We start from the raw sequence: 13,642 nt of genomic DNA, 5'->3' as shown, positions 1-13,642 counted from the left end.
GCGCCAGGTGTCCGCCATAGCCGCACGTCAGACCATTGAACTCGAACGTGACCCGGACCACAGCGACTTCCCGGAAATCGGTCCCCCGTTAATTCGGTTGTGCGGGCCCGGAGGGGTTCCTAAGCTGTCCGTACACGTTGAAAGGAGGTGATCCGAAAAGTGCAGTCTTATCGGATTCGTGAGGTGGCTGCGGGCTGACAGCCCGTCGTCGCACATCGTGCACCTCGGCGGGCTGTCCGCCGAAACCCAGGCAGTCACCGACCCGCAGGCTCGCCGGTAGATCCGGCCGGCTCCTCCGCAAGGAGGGACCAGAGCCTGCGGGTTCCGCCTTTTCCGGGCCCGTACGGGCGTTACGGCTTTACGGGCACAGGCGCTCGACGCGCCACGTGCCTTCCTCGCCGCCCTCGCGGACGTAACGCAGCCGGTCGTGCAGCCGGTTCTCGTGGCCCTGCCAGAACTCGATCGTCTCGGGGACCACGCGGAAGCCGCCCCAGTGCGGGGGTGCCGGGACCTTTTCACCCTCCGGGTAGCGGGCCGACAACTCCTCGTAGCGGGCGGTCAGCTCCTCGCGGCTGCCGATCACCGTGGACTGCTCGCTCGCCCAGGCGCCGAGCTGTGAGCCGTGCGGGCGGGTGCGGAAGTAGGCGACGGTCTCCTCGCGCGGGACGCGGGCCGCCGTGCCGGTGACGATGACCTGGCGGGCCAGCGGGTGCCAGGGGAAGAGCAGCGAGACGTACGGGTTGGCCGTCAGCTCGCGGCCCTTGCGGGAGCCGTAGTTGGTGAAGAAGACGAAGCCGCGCGCGTCGTACATCTTCAGCAGCACCGTGCGGGAGGAGGGGCGGCCCTCGGGGGTCGCCGTGGAGACCACCATGGCGTTCGGCTCGTGGAGCATGCCGCCGGCGGCGACCTGGCGGAACCAGCGCGCGAACTGGTCCATCGGGTCGGGCGCGAGCGAGTCCTCGGCGAAGGTCTCGGATCGGTATTGCTCGCGCATCGCGGCCGGATCGGTGGTGGAATCGAAGGAGGAGTCTGGGGTGGGCACGGTGCCATCCTGCCGCAGCGGCCGGACGGGCCGGAGGTCCGCCCGGCGCAACCGTCGAACCGAGGGAGCCGCCTGATGTCCGACTTCGTACCCGGGCTCGAAGGAGTCGTCGCGTTCGAGACGGAAATCGCCGAACCCGACAAGGAAGGCGGTTCGCTCCGGTACCGGGGCGTCGACATCGAGGATCTCGTCGGCCATGTCTCCTTCGGCCATGTGTGGGGGCTGCTGGTGGACGGGGCCTTCGAGCCCGGTCTGCCGCCCGCCGAACCGTTTCCGCTCCCCGTGCACTCCGGGGACGTCCGGGTCGACGTGCAGGCCGCGCTGGCGATGCTCGCGCCGGTCTGGGGGCTGAAGCCGCTGCTCGACATCGACGCGGAGACCGCCCGCGAGAACTTGGCGCGGGCCGCCGTGATGGCGCTGTCGTACGTGGCGCAGTCGGCGCGCGGACAGGGCCTGCCGATGGTCCCGCAGCGGGAGATCGACAAGGCCGAGTCCGTCGTGGAGCGGTTCATGATCCGCTGGCGCGGCGAGCCGGACCCGCGCCACGTGAAGGCCGTCGACGCGTACTGGACGTCCGCCGCCGAGCACGGCATGAACGCCTCCACGTTCACCGCCCGGGTCATCGCCTCGACCGGGGCCGACGTGGCGGCCGCGCTGTCCGGCGCGGTGGGCGCCATGTCGGGCCCGCTGCACGGCGGCGCCCCGTCCCGGGTCCTCGGCATGATCGAGGAGATCGAGCGGACCGGGGACGCCACGGCGTACGTGAAGAAGGCGCTCGACAAGGGCGAGCGGCTGATGGGCTTCGGCCACCGCGTCTACCGCGCCGAGGACCCGCGTGCCCGGGTGCTGCGGCGCACCGCCGAGGAGCTGGGCGCGCCCAGGTACGAGGTGGCGCGGGCGCTGGAGAAGGCGGCCCTGGAGGAACTGCACGCGCGGCGCCCGGACCGGGTGCTGGCGACGAACGTGGAGTTCTGGGCGGCGATCATGCTGGACTTCGCCGAGGTGCCGGCGCCCATGTTCACGTCGATGTTCACGTGTGCCCGTACGGCGGGCTGGTCGGCGCACATCCTGGAGCAGAAGCGCACGGGCCGCCTGGTGCGTCCGTCGGCGCGTTACGTGGGCCCCGGCGCGCGGAGCCCGCGGGAGGTCGCGGGCTTCGAGGAGCTGAACAGGCCGTAGGGCGGGCTCAGTCCCGGTCGAGCGCCCAGGTCTGGAGGGCGTACGGGCGCCCCTTCTCCTCGCCCTCGATGAGGGGGACGCCGAGCAGCCGGAAGCCGTTCGCGGCGGCGACGGCGACGCTGGCCGCGTTCTCCGCCTCCAGTTCCAGGATGACCCGGTCGACGCCCAGCTCCTCGAAGGCGTACGCCGCCATCACCCGCACCGCCCGCCCGGCGAGCCCCTGGCCGCGGTGGGCGGGGCCGACCGCGTAACCCAGCTCCGTGCCCTCGGGGGCGCGCCGCAGCATGACCTCGCCGAGCGGGGCGCCGCCGTCGAGCGTGATGGCGAGCAGGACGGCCGTCCCGTCCGCGCGCAGCTGCCGGGCCTTCGCCAGCCGTGCGCGGGCGGCCTCGGCGTCGAACGGCGAGACGATCGGCGTCCAGTACGCGATGTCCGGGTGGTCGAAGAGCTCCGGCATGGCGGCGAGGTCGTCCTCGGTCCAGTCGCGCAGCACGAGCCCCTCACCCGTGAGTTCGATGTGCTGGGGGAAGGGAGGCGTGGCGCTGCTGGTCATGGTCGGGACCTTATCCGGGCGTTCCGCTGACACCAAGGCGTTTCCCGCTCCCCGGGCCGGCCCCCCTCAGCCCAGGGCCTCGTCCAGGAGCGCGCCCCACTGGGCGACCACCTTGCGGCGGCGGGCGGTGTCGTCGGTGAGGACGTTGGCGAGGCCGAGGCCGCGGGCCATGTCGAGCAGTCCCTGCACGGTCTCGCGCACCCCGGGCCTCGTCTCGTCGGCGCGCAGGAGGTGGACGGCGATGCGGTGCGTCTCGCGGCCGACCCGGGCCTCCAGCTCGGTCACGCGCGGGCGCAGTTGCTCCTCGTTGGAGGCGGCGACCCAGAGCTGGAGGGCGGCGCGGAAGAGGGGCCCGGTGTAGAGGTCGACCAGGGCGGCGACTACGGCGGCGCGGTCCTGGTCGGGGACGGCGCGCAGGGCGGCGGAGCGTTCCTCGGCGACGTATTCGACGGCGGCGGTGAACAGGTCCTCGCGGGTCGGGAAGTGGTGCTGGGCGGCGCCCCGCGAGACCCCGGCGCGTTCCGCGACGACGGCGACGGTGGACCCGGCCCAGCCGTGCTCGGCGAGGCAGGCCACCGCGGCCTCCAGGAGGCGCCGGCGGGTGGCACGGCTGCGGTCCTGTTTGGGGCCCGGGCTGCTGCCGCCCGGTGTCACAACGCCCATGCGGGGTCCCGTCGTTCGAGGAAGGCCGTCATCCCCTCCCGGGCCTCGTCGGAGGCGAAGAGCTGGGCGGAGCGGGCGATGAGGTCTTCGGCGTGCTGGTCGAAATTCTCCAGCACAGTAGCCGTGACCAGTGCCTTGGACGCCGCCAGCCCCTGCGGCGAGGCCCGCCGCAGCTCGTCCAGTACGAGGTCCAGCGAGCCGTCCACGTCGTCGGCGGCTATCGTGACGAGCCCGATGCGCTCGGCCTCGTCCGCGTGGAACTTCTCGCCGGTCAGGTAGTAGCGGGCGGCGGCGCGCGGATCGATGCGCGGGAGCAGCGGCATCGAGATCACGGCGGGCGCGAGGCCGAGCCGTGCCTCGGTGAGCGCGAAGGTCGCGCCGGTCCCGGCCACGGAGATGTCGCAGGCCGCGAGCAGCCCGAGCCCCCCGGCGCGCACATGCCCGTCGACCCGCGCCACCACGGGCTTCGGCAGCGCGACGATCCGCCGCATCAGGGCCACGAAGTCGTGCGGATCGGCCGGGGCCCGCAGATCGGCGCCCGCGCAGAAGGTGGTCCCGGTGTGGGTGAGCACGACGGCCCGCACGGAGTCGTCGTCCGCGCACGCGTCCAGCGCCTCCGCGAGACCGGCGACGAGACCGGCGCTGAGGGCGTTGCGGTTGGCGGGCGAGTCGAGCGTGAGGGTGGTGACGCCGCGCGTGTGGGCGGGCGGTGCGAGCGGGCTCATCCGCGATCTCCTTCTCTGCGGGCCGTCGCGTCGAGCGTGGCAGCAGGACCCGGAACAATCAAGCGCGCTTGCATGATTTTGCTCAGCGGGGCCCGAGCCCCGTACGTCAGCGGGGCCCGAGCCCCGCACGCCCGTCGAGGAGTTCCCGGGCGATGTCCAGATGACCGGCGTGCCGCTCGGCATGCCCCAGGTGCTCCACGAGCCCGAGCGGGGTCCAGCCCGAGGGCACCAGCGCCGCGCCCAGCGCCCGGGCGTCGAGCCCGTCGACGATCCCCCCGCACACTCGCCCGCTGGGCCGCCAGGAACGCCGTCAGCGTCTTCTTCTCCGTACCGCCCGAGTCCACACCGGCAGGGTGCCGGCCGCCACTGACAGCGGGCCCGGCCGCCGACGTCACGCCCGGGGCACGCTCCAGTGCTCCGCGACCCAGCTCTCCAGGGTGACCGGGGCGGGCAGCGCGCGGCGCAGGTCGTCCGCCTCGGCGCGGAATCCGACCTCGTTGAACCAGGCGAACATGGCACCCATCTCCTCGCTGTGCGCACGGAGTTGGCCGACGGGCATCGGGGCGAAACGCACCGGGTGCCCGGCGGCACGGGCGAACACCTCGGCGATCTGCGGCCCCGTGAGTGCGTCGCCGGCCATCTCCACGATGCGGCCGAGGTAGTCGGCCGGGGCGGCGAAGGCGGCTGCCGCGAGGGCGCCGATGTCGTCGGGGCTGACCATCTGGAGCCGGGTGTGCGGGTCGAGCGCCAGGGTGAGCGTCAGGTCGTCGCCGTCCCGGCGCGGGCCCAGGCCCTCGAAGTTGGAGATGAAGAACGTGGGTCGCAGGATCGTCGCGGGCAGGCCCAGGGCCTCGATGTGCTGCTCGATCTCGCCCTTGCTCGCGAAGTGCCGTACGTCACCGGCGCGGTCGGCGCCGTCGACGGAGCTGTAGACGAAGTGCGCGACGCCCGCCCGGGCGGCGGCGTCGGCGACCGCCTTGCCCTGCCGGATCTCCCCGTCGAAGCCGTCCGGCCCGGCGAACGTCTGCACGCTGAAGACGCCGTACGCCCCCGCCAGGGCCGCGTCCAGGGAGGCGGCGTCGTCCAGGTCCCCGCGTATCAGCACCGCGCCCGCGTCCTTCAGCGCGAGCGCGGCGGGCTTGTCCGGGTCGCGCACCAGCGCCCGTACGTCCCAGCCGCTGTCCAGCAGCGCACGGGCGGCGGCCCCGCCCTGCTTGCCCGTCGCGCCGGTGACCAGGATGACTCGGTTGTCGGACATGGGTGTTCCTCCTGCGTACGGGGCCCGCCATCGGTGCGGCGGACCGGCATACCCAGACGATGAACCCTCAAGCGCGATTGAGGTCAAGCGCCCGTCGTAGGATGCCCGCATCCCGGCCCCCGCGGCGCCCCTGATCAGCCCTCACCCCCCGGAGGCCGACGTGCGACTCCTGCTCAGCTCCTGGTACCTCGAGCCGGGCAGCGACCGCCCCGCGGTGCTGCCGCCCGCGACCGGCACCGCCCGCGCCGGGATCGTCCTCAACGCGCTCGATGCACAAGGGACTTCGCGGAATCTGAACCTGCCGCGCGAGATACGCACCTGGGAGTCCTTCGGGTACACCTGCGAGGAACTCGACCTGCGCGACCACTTCTCCGCCCCGGACGGGCTCACCGGCCGGCTGGCCGCGCTCGACCTGGTCTGGGTGCTCGGCGGCAACGCCTTCGTCCTGGCCCGCGCGATGACGCAGGCCCGCTTCGGGGACGCCCTCCGGGAGCAACGGCACCGGCCCGACTTCGTGTACGGCGGCTTCTCCGCCGGGGCCTGCGTCACCGGCCCCGACCTGCGCGGCATCGACCTGATCGACGACCCGGACGTCCTCCCCGAGGGCTACCCGTCCGGCGTCGAGCCGTCCTGTCTCGGCCTGGTGCCCTTCCGGATCGTCCCGCACTGGCGCTCCGACCACCCCGAGGCCCCCGGCGCGGAACGGGCCGCCGCCCACCTGGCCGAGGCGGGGCTGCCGCACCGCTGCCTCAGCGACGGGCAGACCATCGGCATCGACCCGGCGCCCCTGAGCTGACGGAACCCCGGCTCATCCCCCGTACCAGCCGGGCGCGTCCAGCAGGAAGCGCTCCTGGATGCGCTCCGCGTGCTCGCGCAGCTCCGCCGGGAGGGCGGCGTGCAGCTGGAGCCGGGCGGTCATCAGCGCCTCGCCCAGGCCGAGTTCGGCGGCGGCGCCGGGCAGCGCGGCCAAGAACGCGGCCCGCGCCTCGTCGGCGGTCAACCCGGTCAGGCGCGTCCGATGGCCGCCGACCAGGCGGTAGCCGCCCGCGTGCCCGGCGGCACCGTAGAGCGGGATGCCGGCGGCGCCCAGCGCCTCGACGTCCCGGTACACGGTCCGGACGGAGACCTCCAGTTCGTCGGCCAGTCCCGGGCGGTCATCCGGCCCCTGTTCTGGAGCAGCAGAAGCAGGTGGACGAGCCGGCTCGCGCGCATGGCGCCCAGTATCCCCGGCGGGGCCGTCCGGGTGCGGCCGGCCGTCCGCCGTCAGCGCAGGGTCGCCAGGTCCTCGTCGCTCAGCCGCAGGGCGCCCGCCGCGATGTTCTCCTCCAGGTGGGCCGGGGAGCCGGTGCCGGGGATGAGCAGGATGTTCGGCGAGCGGGCCAGCAGCCAGGCGAGCGCCACCTGCGGGACGGTGGTCCCGTGGCGCTTGGCGACGGCTTCGAGGCGTTCGGCGGTCAGGGGCTGGAAGCCGCCGACCGGATAGAACGGCACATAGGCGATACCGGCTTCGGCGCAGGCGTCGACCAGGGAGTCGTCGTCGCGGCGCGCGATGTTGTACGCGTTCTGCACACAGGCGATCGGCGCCAGCTCGCACGCCTGCGTGAACTGGTCGAGGGACACGTTGGAGATGCCGATGTGCCGGATCAGGCCCTCGTCGCGCAGGGCCAGCAGCGTCGTGAGGGGGGCGTCGAGCGGGGCGTCCTCATGGCCCCGGTCGCCCAGGCGCAGGTTCACCACGTCAAGCCGGTCCAGGCCGAGCGACGTCAGGTTCGCCTCGACCCCGCGCCGCAGGCCGTCCGGGGTGAGTCCGCGCTGTTCGGCGACCGGCCGCGCGATGTCCGGGCCCTCGACCAGGGCACCGACCTTGGTGACGATCACCAGGTCGTCCGGGTAGGGGTGCAACGCGGACCGGATCAGCTCGTTGGCCGAAACCCCGTCGCGCGCGTAGTAGTTCGAGGTGTCGATGTGGTTGACGCCCAGCTCCACCGCCCGCCGCAGGACGGCCGTCGCCGTGTCCCGGTCGGGCCGCTCGCCCCGGGGCCACCCCGTCAGCTTCATCGCGCCGTAGCCGACCCGGGCGACCCCCAGGTCCCCGCCCAGTTCCCACCGTATGAAGTCCATGACCCCCAACGTAGGTCACGAACGCCGCCGCATTCTCACTGACAGAAGATGTCAGTGGACCGCTCCTAACCTCCCCCGCATGAACCACTTCGACTTCCTGACCGGCACCTGGGACGTGGCCAACCGCCGTCTCATCGCCCCGCTCACGCCCGGCCCCGCCACCTGGGAGGAGTTCCCCGGTACGACGACGGGCCGGCGGCCTTCGACACGTACGCGGCCCGCCACCTGACCCCGTCCCACGCGCTCCACCGCACCGAGCACGCCGCGAACGACTTCCCCCGCCTGCCCGTCCGCACCGGCGAGGACGTACGCGTCTGGTTCGGCCCGTCGACACCCCCGCCGTGGCCGTACGTTCGGCTGCGCCTGGAACCGGTGGGGGCCTGACGGCACCGGCTTACGGGCGTACGGGGGCGGCCCGGGGCCCTGTGGCTCCGACCGTTCCCCGGACCACACCGCCGCCCCGTCCCGCTTCACACCGCCCCGAGGAACCCCGGATCGCCGCCGTCCAGCTGCCGGCACGCGTCACGCGCGACGCCCAGGAGCTCCGCCATCGGCACCGCCCGCCGGCTCGTCGCCGCCAGGTCCTCGCGGGCCTCGGCCGACCAGAGGGGCGGGTGGCAGGACAGCCCCCGGTGCCCGTCCAGCGCGGCGGTCTCCTCCTGCCAGCCGTCCCACCGCAGGCCCTGGTAGAAGTCCCGCAGGCCCCCGGCGAGCAGCCAGGCCAGCCAGGCCGAGTGCCCGGCGCCCAGGGCCAGCCAGCCGAGGGCGTCGGGCGCGAAGTAGATCATCTCGCCGGGGCCGCCGGGCCGCCCGGCCGCGCCGGGGTCGCCCCCGTTGACGGCGAAGACGCCGCCCAGCACGTCGTGCGCGACCACCAGCCCGGCCCCCGGCCTCCAGGACGGATCGGCCTGCGCCGGCATCGCGTTGACGGCGGCGAGGCCGGGCACGCCGTGCGCCGCGCCGGGCTCCGGGCTGCCGAAGACGCGCAGCCACCCGCCGTCCACGAGGAGCCCGCCGCAGTTGAGCGCGAGGCCGCCCAGGTTCGACCGGGCGGAGACCTGGAGCTGCCACAGGGTCGCCCGCCCCGCCCCGGGGTCACCGGGCAGCACCTCGACGGGCGTGCCCGTGCGGGCCACCTCTTCGAGGAACAACGGCCAGGCGGGGTCTTCGACGTCGGTCAGCTCATCGAGTGCGCGCATCCACGCATCGTGGCAAAGCGGTCCGGCGCCCCGCCCGCCGGGTCACCGTCCGATCGGCGTGGCCCCCGTAGCGGCCACCGACAGCTCCCACAGGCGCGCCGCCGCGTCCGGATCGACGGCGTACGCACGGACCCCGCCGTCGTCCATGGGCGTCCCCGGCGCGGTGACCACCGCGACCTCGCAGTCCTCCAGGTAGAGGCCGCCGCGCCCGGCGAGCAGGGGCGAGGTCGCGGCCCACAACCCGGTCGCGGCGCCCTGCGACGGGGACTTGAAGCCGGCGCCGACCACCCGCCCCCGCTCGTCCACCCATCCGAGATCGACCTGCTCCTGGAGCGTCATCTCCCGCTGCAAGCCGGTGATGATCTTGCCCGGGTGCAGCACGAACGCCCGCACCCCGTCACCCCGGCCGAGGGCGTCGAGGTGCACCGCGAACAGCGCGTTCGCCGTCTTGGCCTGCCCGTACGCGAGCCACTTGTCGTATCCCGTACGGAAGTGGGGGTCGTCCCAGCGGATGCCGGTGAGGGTGTGCCCGGCGGAGCTGTTGACGACGACACGCGCCCCGTCCCGGGCGGCGGCGAGGAGTGGGTAGAGCTCGCAGGCGAGCGCGAAGTGCCCGAAGTGGTTGACCGCCAGCTGGCTCTCCCACCCGGGCCCGGCATACCGCTCCGGGGTGGCCATGACCCCGGCGGTGGCGAAGAGCAGATCGAGCGCGCCCAGCGCCTCGCGGATGTGCGCGGCCGCCGCCCGTACGCTCCCGAGGTCACCGAGGTCCATGGCGACGACCTCGACGTCCCCGCCCACCCCGTCGAGCGCCGCCCGCGCGACCTCGGGCCGCCGCGCGGGCACGACCACCCGCGCCCCGGCGGCGACGAGCGCGCGGGTCGTTTCGAGCCCGAGTCCGGAGTAGCCCCCGGTCACGACGGCGCTCCGGCCGGAGAGGTCGAGCCCGGCGGTGACGTCCTGGGCGGTGCCGGCGGCGGAGAAGGGCGAGCCGATGGGCTGCTGTGCTGTGCTGGTCATGCGCCGAAGCTACGACTTGGAGCGCACTCCATCTCAAGTCCCCCGCCGCATCGCCGCCCGCAGCACATCCAGCTCGCACCCGGGCGCCCCCGGGTCGAAGCCGTGCTGGACCAGCCAGCGGTACGCGGTGAGGCTGCGCAGCGACCACCAGGCGCGGACGGTGTCCAGGTCGACGTCGGTGCCGTATCCGGCCACGAGGTCGCCCAGGCGCTCCTCGTGCCCGAGCGTCAGTGTGGCGAGGTCGAAGAGCGCGTCCCCCCGCGCCGCCTCGGACCAGTCGATGATGCCGGTGACCTCGTCGTCGTCGCCGGTGAACACATGGGTGATCTGCAGGTCGCCGTGCACGAACACCGGCTCCCACGGCCGCAGCGCCGCCTCCGCGATCCGGCGGTTGCGGGTGACCAGCTCGGCGGGCAGGACCTCGTGCGCCAGGAGCCAGTCGCACTCCCGCTCCAGCTCGGCCGCCAGGCCGTCCGCGCTCCGCCCGGGCCACGGCGGCAGCGGCGCCCCGTGCAGCGTCCGGATCGCCGCCCCCGCCGCGGCCCACGCCTCCGGGGACGCGGGCGACGGCTCCCCGAGGCGGCCGAGCGCGGTGCCCCGGACGGCGGCGAGCGCCAGCACGGACGGCTTCCGCCACAACACCTCCGGCGTCGGGACCGGCGCCAGCGCCAGCGCCTCGGCCTCGACGGCGAGCCGCGCCCGGTCCGCGTCCACCTTCAGGAACATGTCCCCGACACGCAGCGTCGTCCGCTCGGAGTGGGCTACGACGACTTCGACCTCATCCATGCCGCCCAGTCTCCCGGGGTGTGCCGTAGGACCCCGACTCCCTTGCCGTACAACGTTGTACGCGCACCCTTCCCGTAACTGCCGACCCGCCCCACAATGGCGTGGGCGCGCTCCCACGATCCCGCCTCCCCCCACCCGAAAGGGCGCAGGATGAGCCTCGCGACCGTACGGAAACCGAACCCCGCCCGCCCCCGGCTCCGGCACCGGGCCCTGCTCGTGGCCGCCGCGCTGCTGCCCGCGCTGTTGGCCGGGGCCGGTCCGGCGTCCGCGGCCACCGTCACCCCGGCGACGGTGGCGACGGCGGCGGCCGTCCAGAGCCCCGTGCCCCAGGCCGTGGTGAACCGCTTCCGGCTGGACACCGGCTGGTACGCGAAGTACGTGGAGGGGCCCAGGGACGTGAACACCGGCGCCTCCGTCGCGGTCCTGGGCTCCGCGCAGGTCTCCGACTCCACCCTCCTCAAGGCGGCCCGCCAGCTGGAGGCCCTGGTCCGCACCTGGCCCTACTACCCGGTCGGCGAACTGGACCGCCGCAACCTCCGCGTGGTGATCACCGCCCGGAACGAGCGGATGAGTTCGGTCCCCGAGGTGCGCGCGGCGTTCGGGACCTCGCTCGACGACCGCTACTGGGCGGGGATGGGGGCCACCGACTCCCTTCCGCTGTCGGTGGGCACCGAGGCGAACCTCGCGGACAACCAGGGCCGGGAGAACGTCTTCGTGCACGAATTCGGACACTCGGTGGCCGACATGGGCCTCCGGCACATCGACCCGGCCTTCACCGGCGAGCTGCAGAGCGCGTACGACCAGGCCCGCGCGTCCGGCCGCTGGGCCAACACGTACGCCATCAGCAACACCAGCGAGTACTGGGCCGAGGGCATCCAGAGCTACTTCGACGTCAACTACGAAGGCCGCCCCGGCGGCGACGGAGTGCACAACGAGATCAACACCCGCGCCGAGCTGGCGCGTTACGACGCCCCACTGTTCCGCCTGCTGGACCGTGTGTACCGGGGCGCGGCGCTGCCCTCGTGACCCGGCGGGCTCACTGCCGTCACGACGTGTCCTGTGCAGTGCCTCAGCTGCGCGTAGCGACCGGAAGCCATCCCATGACGCGCTCGTCGTTCCGGTCGGGACCGCCTGGACCTTCCGCATCCTCCGAACGACCCGGACCCTCCGGACCCCTCGCTTCGAACGACGGGCTGCCAGGGCCACTTCGGCGGTCCTGATCGCTCTCGGGGTCCGGGTGGCTGTGGTGTGACCCCGATGCCCGGGCGCGGCCGGATCACTCCGTCACCGGCAGGCACTCGCCCAGCAGGTCCACGACGTCGCGCCAGGCTCGCGCCGCGTGCCGTGGGTGGTGGCCGACGCCCGGCGGGGTCGTGTGGTCGACCGGGGGGTGGTGGAAGGCGTGCAGGGCGCCGCCGTAGACCACGAAGCGCCAGTCGACGCCCGCCGACCGCAGCTCGGCCGTGAACGCGTCCCGTTGCGCGGGCGCCATGATCGGGTCCTCCGAGCCGACCCCGGCCCACACCGGGCAGCGGATGCGCGCGGTCTCGCCCGGGCGGCCGGTGCTCAGTCCGTTGACGGTCCCGATCGCGCGCAGGTCGACCCCGTCGCGCCCGAGTTCCAGCGCGATGATGCCGCCGGTGCCGTAGCCGATGGCGGCGATCCGGCCGGGGTCGGCCCTCGGTTCGGCGCGCAGCACGTCGAGCGCCGCGTGGCCGATGCCCCGCATCCGCTCGGGGTCGTCGAGCAGCGGCAGGCAGCGGGCCAGCATCTCCCCGGGTTCGCCCAGGTACCGCCCGCCGTGGAGGTCGAAGGCCAGCGTGACGTAACCGAGTTCGGCGAGGGCCTCGGCCCGGCGCCGCTCGACGTCGCTGAGGCCCATGCCCTCCGGCCCGAGCAGCACGGCGGGCCGGCGGCCGGTGCCGGCCGGGAGCGCGAGGTGCCCGACCATCGTCAGGCCGTCGGCGGGGTACGTGACCGTGCGTGTGGTGACCGTCGTCATAAGACGGACCGTATTCCGCGCCGGGCGACGCCGGGCCGGGGTTCACCGCGGGCGGAAGCGGTGGGCTGCCGCCGGGGTTCACCGCGGGCGGAAGCGGTGGGCTGCCGCCGGGGTTCACCGCGGGCGGAAGCCCCGGGAGAACGGCGCCAGCCGCCTCACCACCTCGGCCGCCCTCGCATGGCGTTCCGCCTCGCCCGGCTGAGCCAGCCCCGGCGGACCCGCGTTCTCGCTGTGCGCGACGAGCCTGAAGATCAGTGCGCGGATCAGCGTCTGCGGCCAGTCGGGATGGTCGCCGCCGGCCTCCAACAGGTCGGGCGGAAGGTCGAACCACAGCAGCCCGTCCGCCACCACGACCGCCTCGGCGAACAGCGGCGGCCGCCAGTACGGGGAGAAGTCGATCACGACGGGCGCCTGGTCCGGAGCGAACAGGACATTGCCCGTGAGGTCGCCGTGGATGAGCTGAGCGGAGTCCTGCTTGATGGGGCGCCTCAGCTCCAACAGGGTCGAGAACGGTACGGCGAGGTCGTCGATCACGTCGACGTCCTGCTCGCCCCAGGCGACCCGGTCGGCCACCGCCCACGGGTGCGAGTGCCGGCCGAGGAAGCCGGGCCGGGGCACACCCCGCAGAGCCTTGTGGAAGGCACGGCCGGCGTCGAGCACACGGGTCCAGTGCCCCTCCGGTCCGGACTGACCGGTCAGGAACTCACTGGCGGTCCAGCCGTCCACGACGCTCCGCCCGTCGGCGGCCCGCAACGGCAGCGGAACGCGGAAGCCGCCGTCCGACGCGAGCCCTTCGAGCAGGCAGGTCGCCCACTCGACCTCGTCGTCGGTGCCCTCGGCAGGCTTGAACACGTACCCGCCCACGAGAACGCTCCGCCCCTGCCCACCTGCCAGCGGGACGGCAGCGCCCTCCACACCAAAGGCGTCGAGGACCGCGGGGGAGGGCACGGCGTTGCTCGGCATGTCAGTCACGCCGCGCATCCTGCCGAGGTCATCGGTCCCGGCGCACCTTGTTTTCGCCCGACTCGGGGAACGCTCCGGCCGCGTCGGTAGTCTCTCCGGAACAGCCCCGGCGAATGGTGAGAAGCCAGTGG

16 protein-coding genes and 1 pseudogene are annotated in these 13,642 nt (G+C 73.8%); 4 read left to right on the top strand and 13 right to left on the bottom strand.

What is annotated here, in order from left to right; translation table 11 throughout:
* Positions 1 to 358: 358 nt before the first annotated feature.
* The gene (pdxH, locus tag ACFZAT_RS00395; protein ID WP_391260121.1) at positions 359 to 994 is read right to left on the bottom strand and encodes a pyridoxamine 5'-phosphate oxidase; all 636 of its coding nucleotides are present in this window, start codon (positions 992 to 994) and stop codon (positions 359 to 361) included.
* Between the two features lie 123 nt (positions 995 to 1,117).
* Here pdxH and ACFZAT_RS00390 point away from each other — a divergent pair, with 123 nt between their 5' ends.
* The gene (locus tag ACFZAT_RS00390) at positions 1,118 to 2,221 is read left to right on the top strand and encodes a citrate synthase (protein ID WP_391258056.1); all 1,104 of its coding nucleotides are present in this window, start codon (positions 1,118 to 1,120) and stop codon (positions 2,219 to 2,221) included.
* Positions 2,222 to 2,228: 7 nt separating this feature from the next.
* Here the strand turns inward: ACFZAT_RS00390 and ACFZAT_RS00385 are convergent, their stop codons facing one another.
* From ACFZAT_RS00385 to ACFZAT_RS00365, 5 genes are all read right to left on the bottom strand, one after another.
* Positions 2,229 to 2,774, bottom strand: coding sequence for a GNAT family N-acetyltransferase (locus tag ACFZAT_RS00385; RefSeq protein ID WP_391258053.1), 546 nt, complete (start codon positions 2,772 to 2,774; stop codon positions 2,229 to 2,231).
* Between the two features lie 66 nt (positions 2,775 to 2,840).
* Positions 2,841 to 3,437, bottom strand: a complete 597-nt coding sequence (locus ACFZAT_RS00380) for a TetR/AcrR family transcriptional regulator (RefSeq protein WP_073964601.1) — start codon at positions 3,435 to 3,437, stop codon at positions 2,841 to 2,843.
* A complete protein-coding gene (locus ACFZAT_RS00375) occupies positions 3,425 to 4,162 on the bottom strand; it encodes an enoyl-CoA hydratase family protein (RefSeq protein WP_391258050.1) in 738 nt (245 codons plus the stop codon). Before ACFZAT_RS00375 ends, ACFZAT_RS00380 begins: the two co-directional genes overlap by 13 nt.
* Positions 4,163 to 4,268: 106 nt before the next feature.
* Complete coding sequence (locus ACFZAT_RS00370) at positions 4,269 to 4,445, bottom strand: hypothetical protein (protein ID WP_391258047.1); 177 nt, start codon at positions 4,443 to 4,445, stop codon at positions 4,269 to 4,271.
* Positions 4,446 to 4,553: 108 nt separating this feature from the next.
* Complete coding sequence (locus ACFZAT_RS00365) at positions 4,554 to 5,420, bottom strand: NmrA family NAD(P)-binding protein (protein WP_391258044.1); 867 nt, start codon at positions 5,418 to 5,420, stop codon at positions 4,554 to 4,556.
* 160 nt (positions 5,421 to 5,580) lie between these two features.
* On the opposite strand from ACFZAT_RS00365, the gene ACFZAT_RS00360 reads away from it, so the two are divergent.
* Entirely contained in the window at positions 5,581 to 6,216 is a 636-nt protein-coding gene (locus ACFZAT_RS00360; protein ID WP_391258041.1) for a Type 1 glutamine amidotransferase-like domain-containing protein, read from the top strand.
* 21 nt (positions 6,217 to 6,237) lie between these two features.
* Here the strand turns inward: ACFZAT_RS00360 and ACFZAT_RS00355 are convergent.
* Both ACFZAT_RS00355 and ACFZAT_RS00350 read right to left on the bottom strand, forming a co-directional pair.
* Positions 6,238 to 6,632, bottom strand: a pseudogene (locus tag ACFZAT_RS00355) (helix-turn-helix transcriptional regulator); the annotation flags it as partial.
* Between the two features lie 51 nt (positions 6,633 to 6,683).
* Positions 6,684 to 7,541 (bottom strand): oxidoreductase, encoded by an 858-nt coding sequence (locus ACFZAT_RS00350; protein WP_391258038.1) that lies wholly within the window; start codon positions 7,539 to 7,541, stop codon positions 6,684 to 6,686.
* A 79-nt stretch (positions 7,542 to 7,620) separates the two neighbouring features.
* Between ACFZAT_RS00350 and ACFZAT_RS00345 the strand changes: the two genes are divergently transcribed.
* Positions 7,621 to 7,770, top strand: a complete 150-nt coding sequence (locus ACFZAT_RS00345; protein ID WP_391258035.1) for a hypothetical protein — start codon at positions 7,621 to 7,623, stop codon at positions 7,768 to 7,770.
* A gap of 241 nt (positions 7,771 to 8,011) precedes the next feature.
* Here ACFZAT_RS00345 and ACFZAT_RS00340 read toward each other — a convergent pair whose 3' ends face one another.
* From ACFZAT_RS00340 to ACFZAT_RS00330, 3 genes are read right to left on the bottom strand one after another with little or no spacing between them, the layout of a single operon-like run.
* Positions 8,012 to 8,740 carry a DUF2625 family protein gene (locus ACFZAT_RS00340; protein WP_391258033.1) on the bottom strand — a complete coding sequence of 243 codons (729 nt, stop codon included), beginning with the start codon at positions 8,738 to 8,740 and terminating at the stop codon, positions 8,012 to 8,014.
* A gap of 42 nt (positions 8,741 to 8,782) precedes the next feature.
* Positions 8,783 to 9,760 carry an oxidoreductase gene (locus ACFZAT_RS00335; protein ID WP_391258029.1) on the bottom strand — a complete coding sequence of 326 codons (978 nt, stop codon included), beginning with the start codon at positions 9,758 to 9,760 and terminating at the stop codon, positions 8,783 to 8,785.
* 33 nt (positions 9,761 to 9,793) lie between these two features.
* Positions 9,794 to 10,546, bottom strand: a complete 753-nt coding sequence (locus ACFZAT_RS00330; RefSeq protein ID WP_391258026.1) for a phosphotransferase — start codon at positions 10,544 to 10,546, stop codon at positions 9,794 to 9,796.
* Between the two features lie 150 nt (positions 10,547 to 10,696).
* Here ACFZAT_RS00330 and ACFZAT_RS00325 point away from each other — a divergent pair, with 150 nt between their 5' ends.
* Positions 10,697 to 11,572, top strand: coding sequence for a hypothetical protein (locus ACFZAT_RS00325; RefSeq protein WP_391258024.1), 876 nt, complete (start codon positions 10,697 to 10,699; stop codon positions 11,570 to 11,572).
* A 250-nt stretch (positions 11,573 to 11,822) separates the two neighbouring features.
* On the opposite strand, the gene ACFZAT_RS00320 is transcribed toward ACFZAT_RS00325, so the two are convergent.
* Together ACFZAT_RS00320 and ACFZAT_RS00315 are read right to left on the bottom strand one after the other, a co-directional pair.
* Positions 11,823 to 12,548, bottom strand: a complete 726-nt coding sequence (locus ACFZAT_RS00320; RefSeq protein ID WP_391258021.1) for a dienelactone hydrolase family protein — start codon at positions 12,546 to 12,548, stop codon at positions 11,823 to 11,825.
* A 114-nt stretch (positions 12,549 to 12,662) separates the two neighbouring features.
* On the bottom strand, positions 12,663 to 13,511 hold the full coding sequence (locus tag ACFZAT_RS00315) for an aminoglycoside phosphotransferase (RefSeq protein ID WP_391260118.1): 849 nt from the start codon (positions 13,509 to 13,511) through the stop codon (positions 12,663 to 12,665).
* Positions 13,512 to 13,642 lie beyond the last annotated feature (131 nt).

It is taken from the genome of Streptomyces sp. NPDC008163, from assembly GCF_042956885.1.
Lineage (GTDB): Bacteria > Actinomycetota > Actinomycetes > Streptomycetales > Streptomycetaceae > Streptomyces > Streptomyces drozdowiczii_A.
The sequence above is the reverse complement of the archived record's forward strand: the minus strand, read 5'-3'. Positions and strand labels throughout refer to the sequence as shown.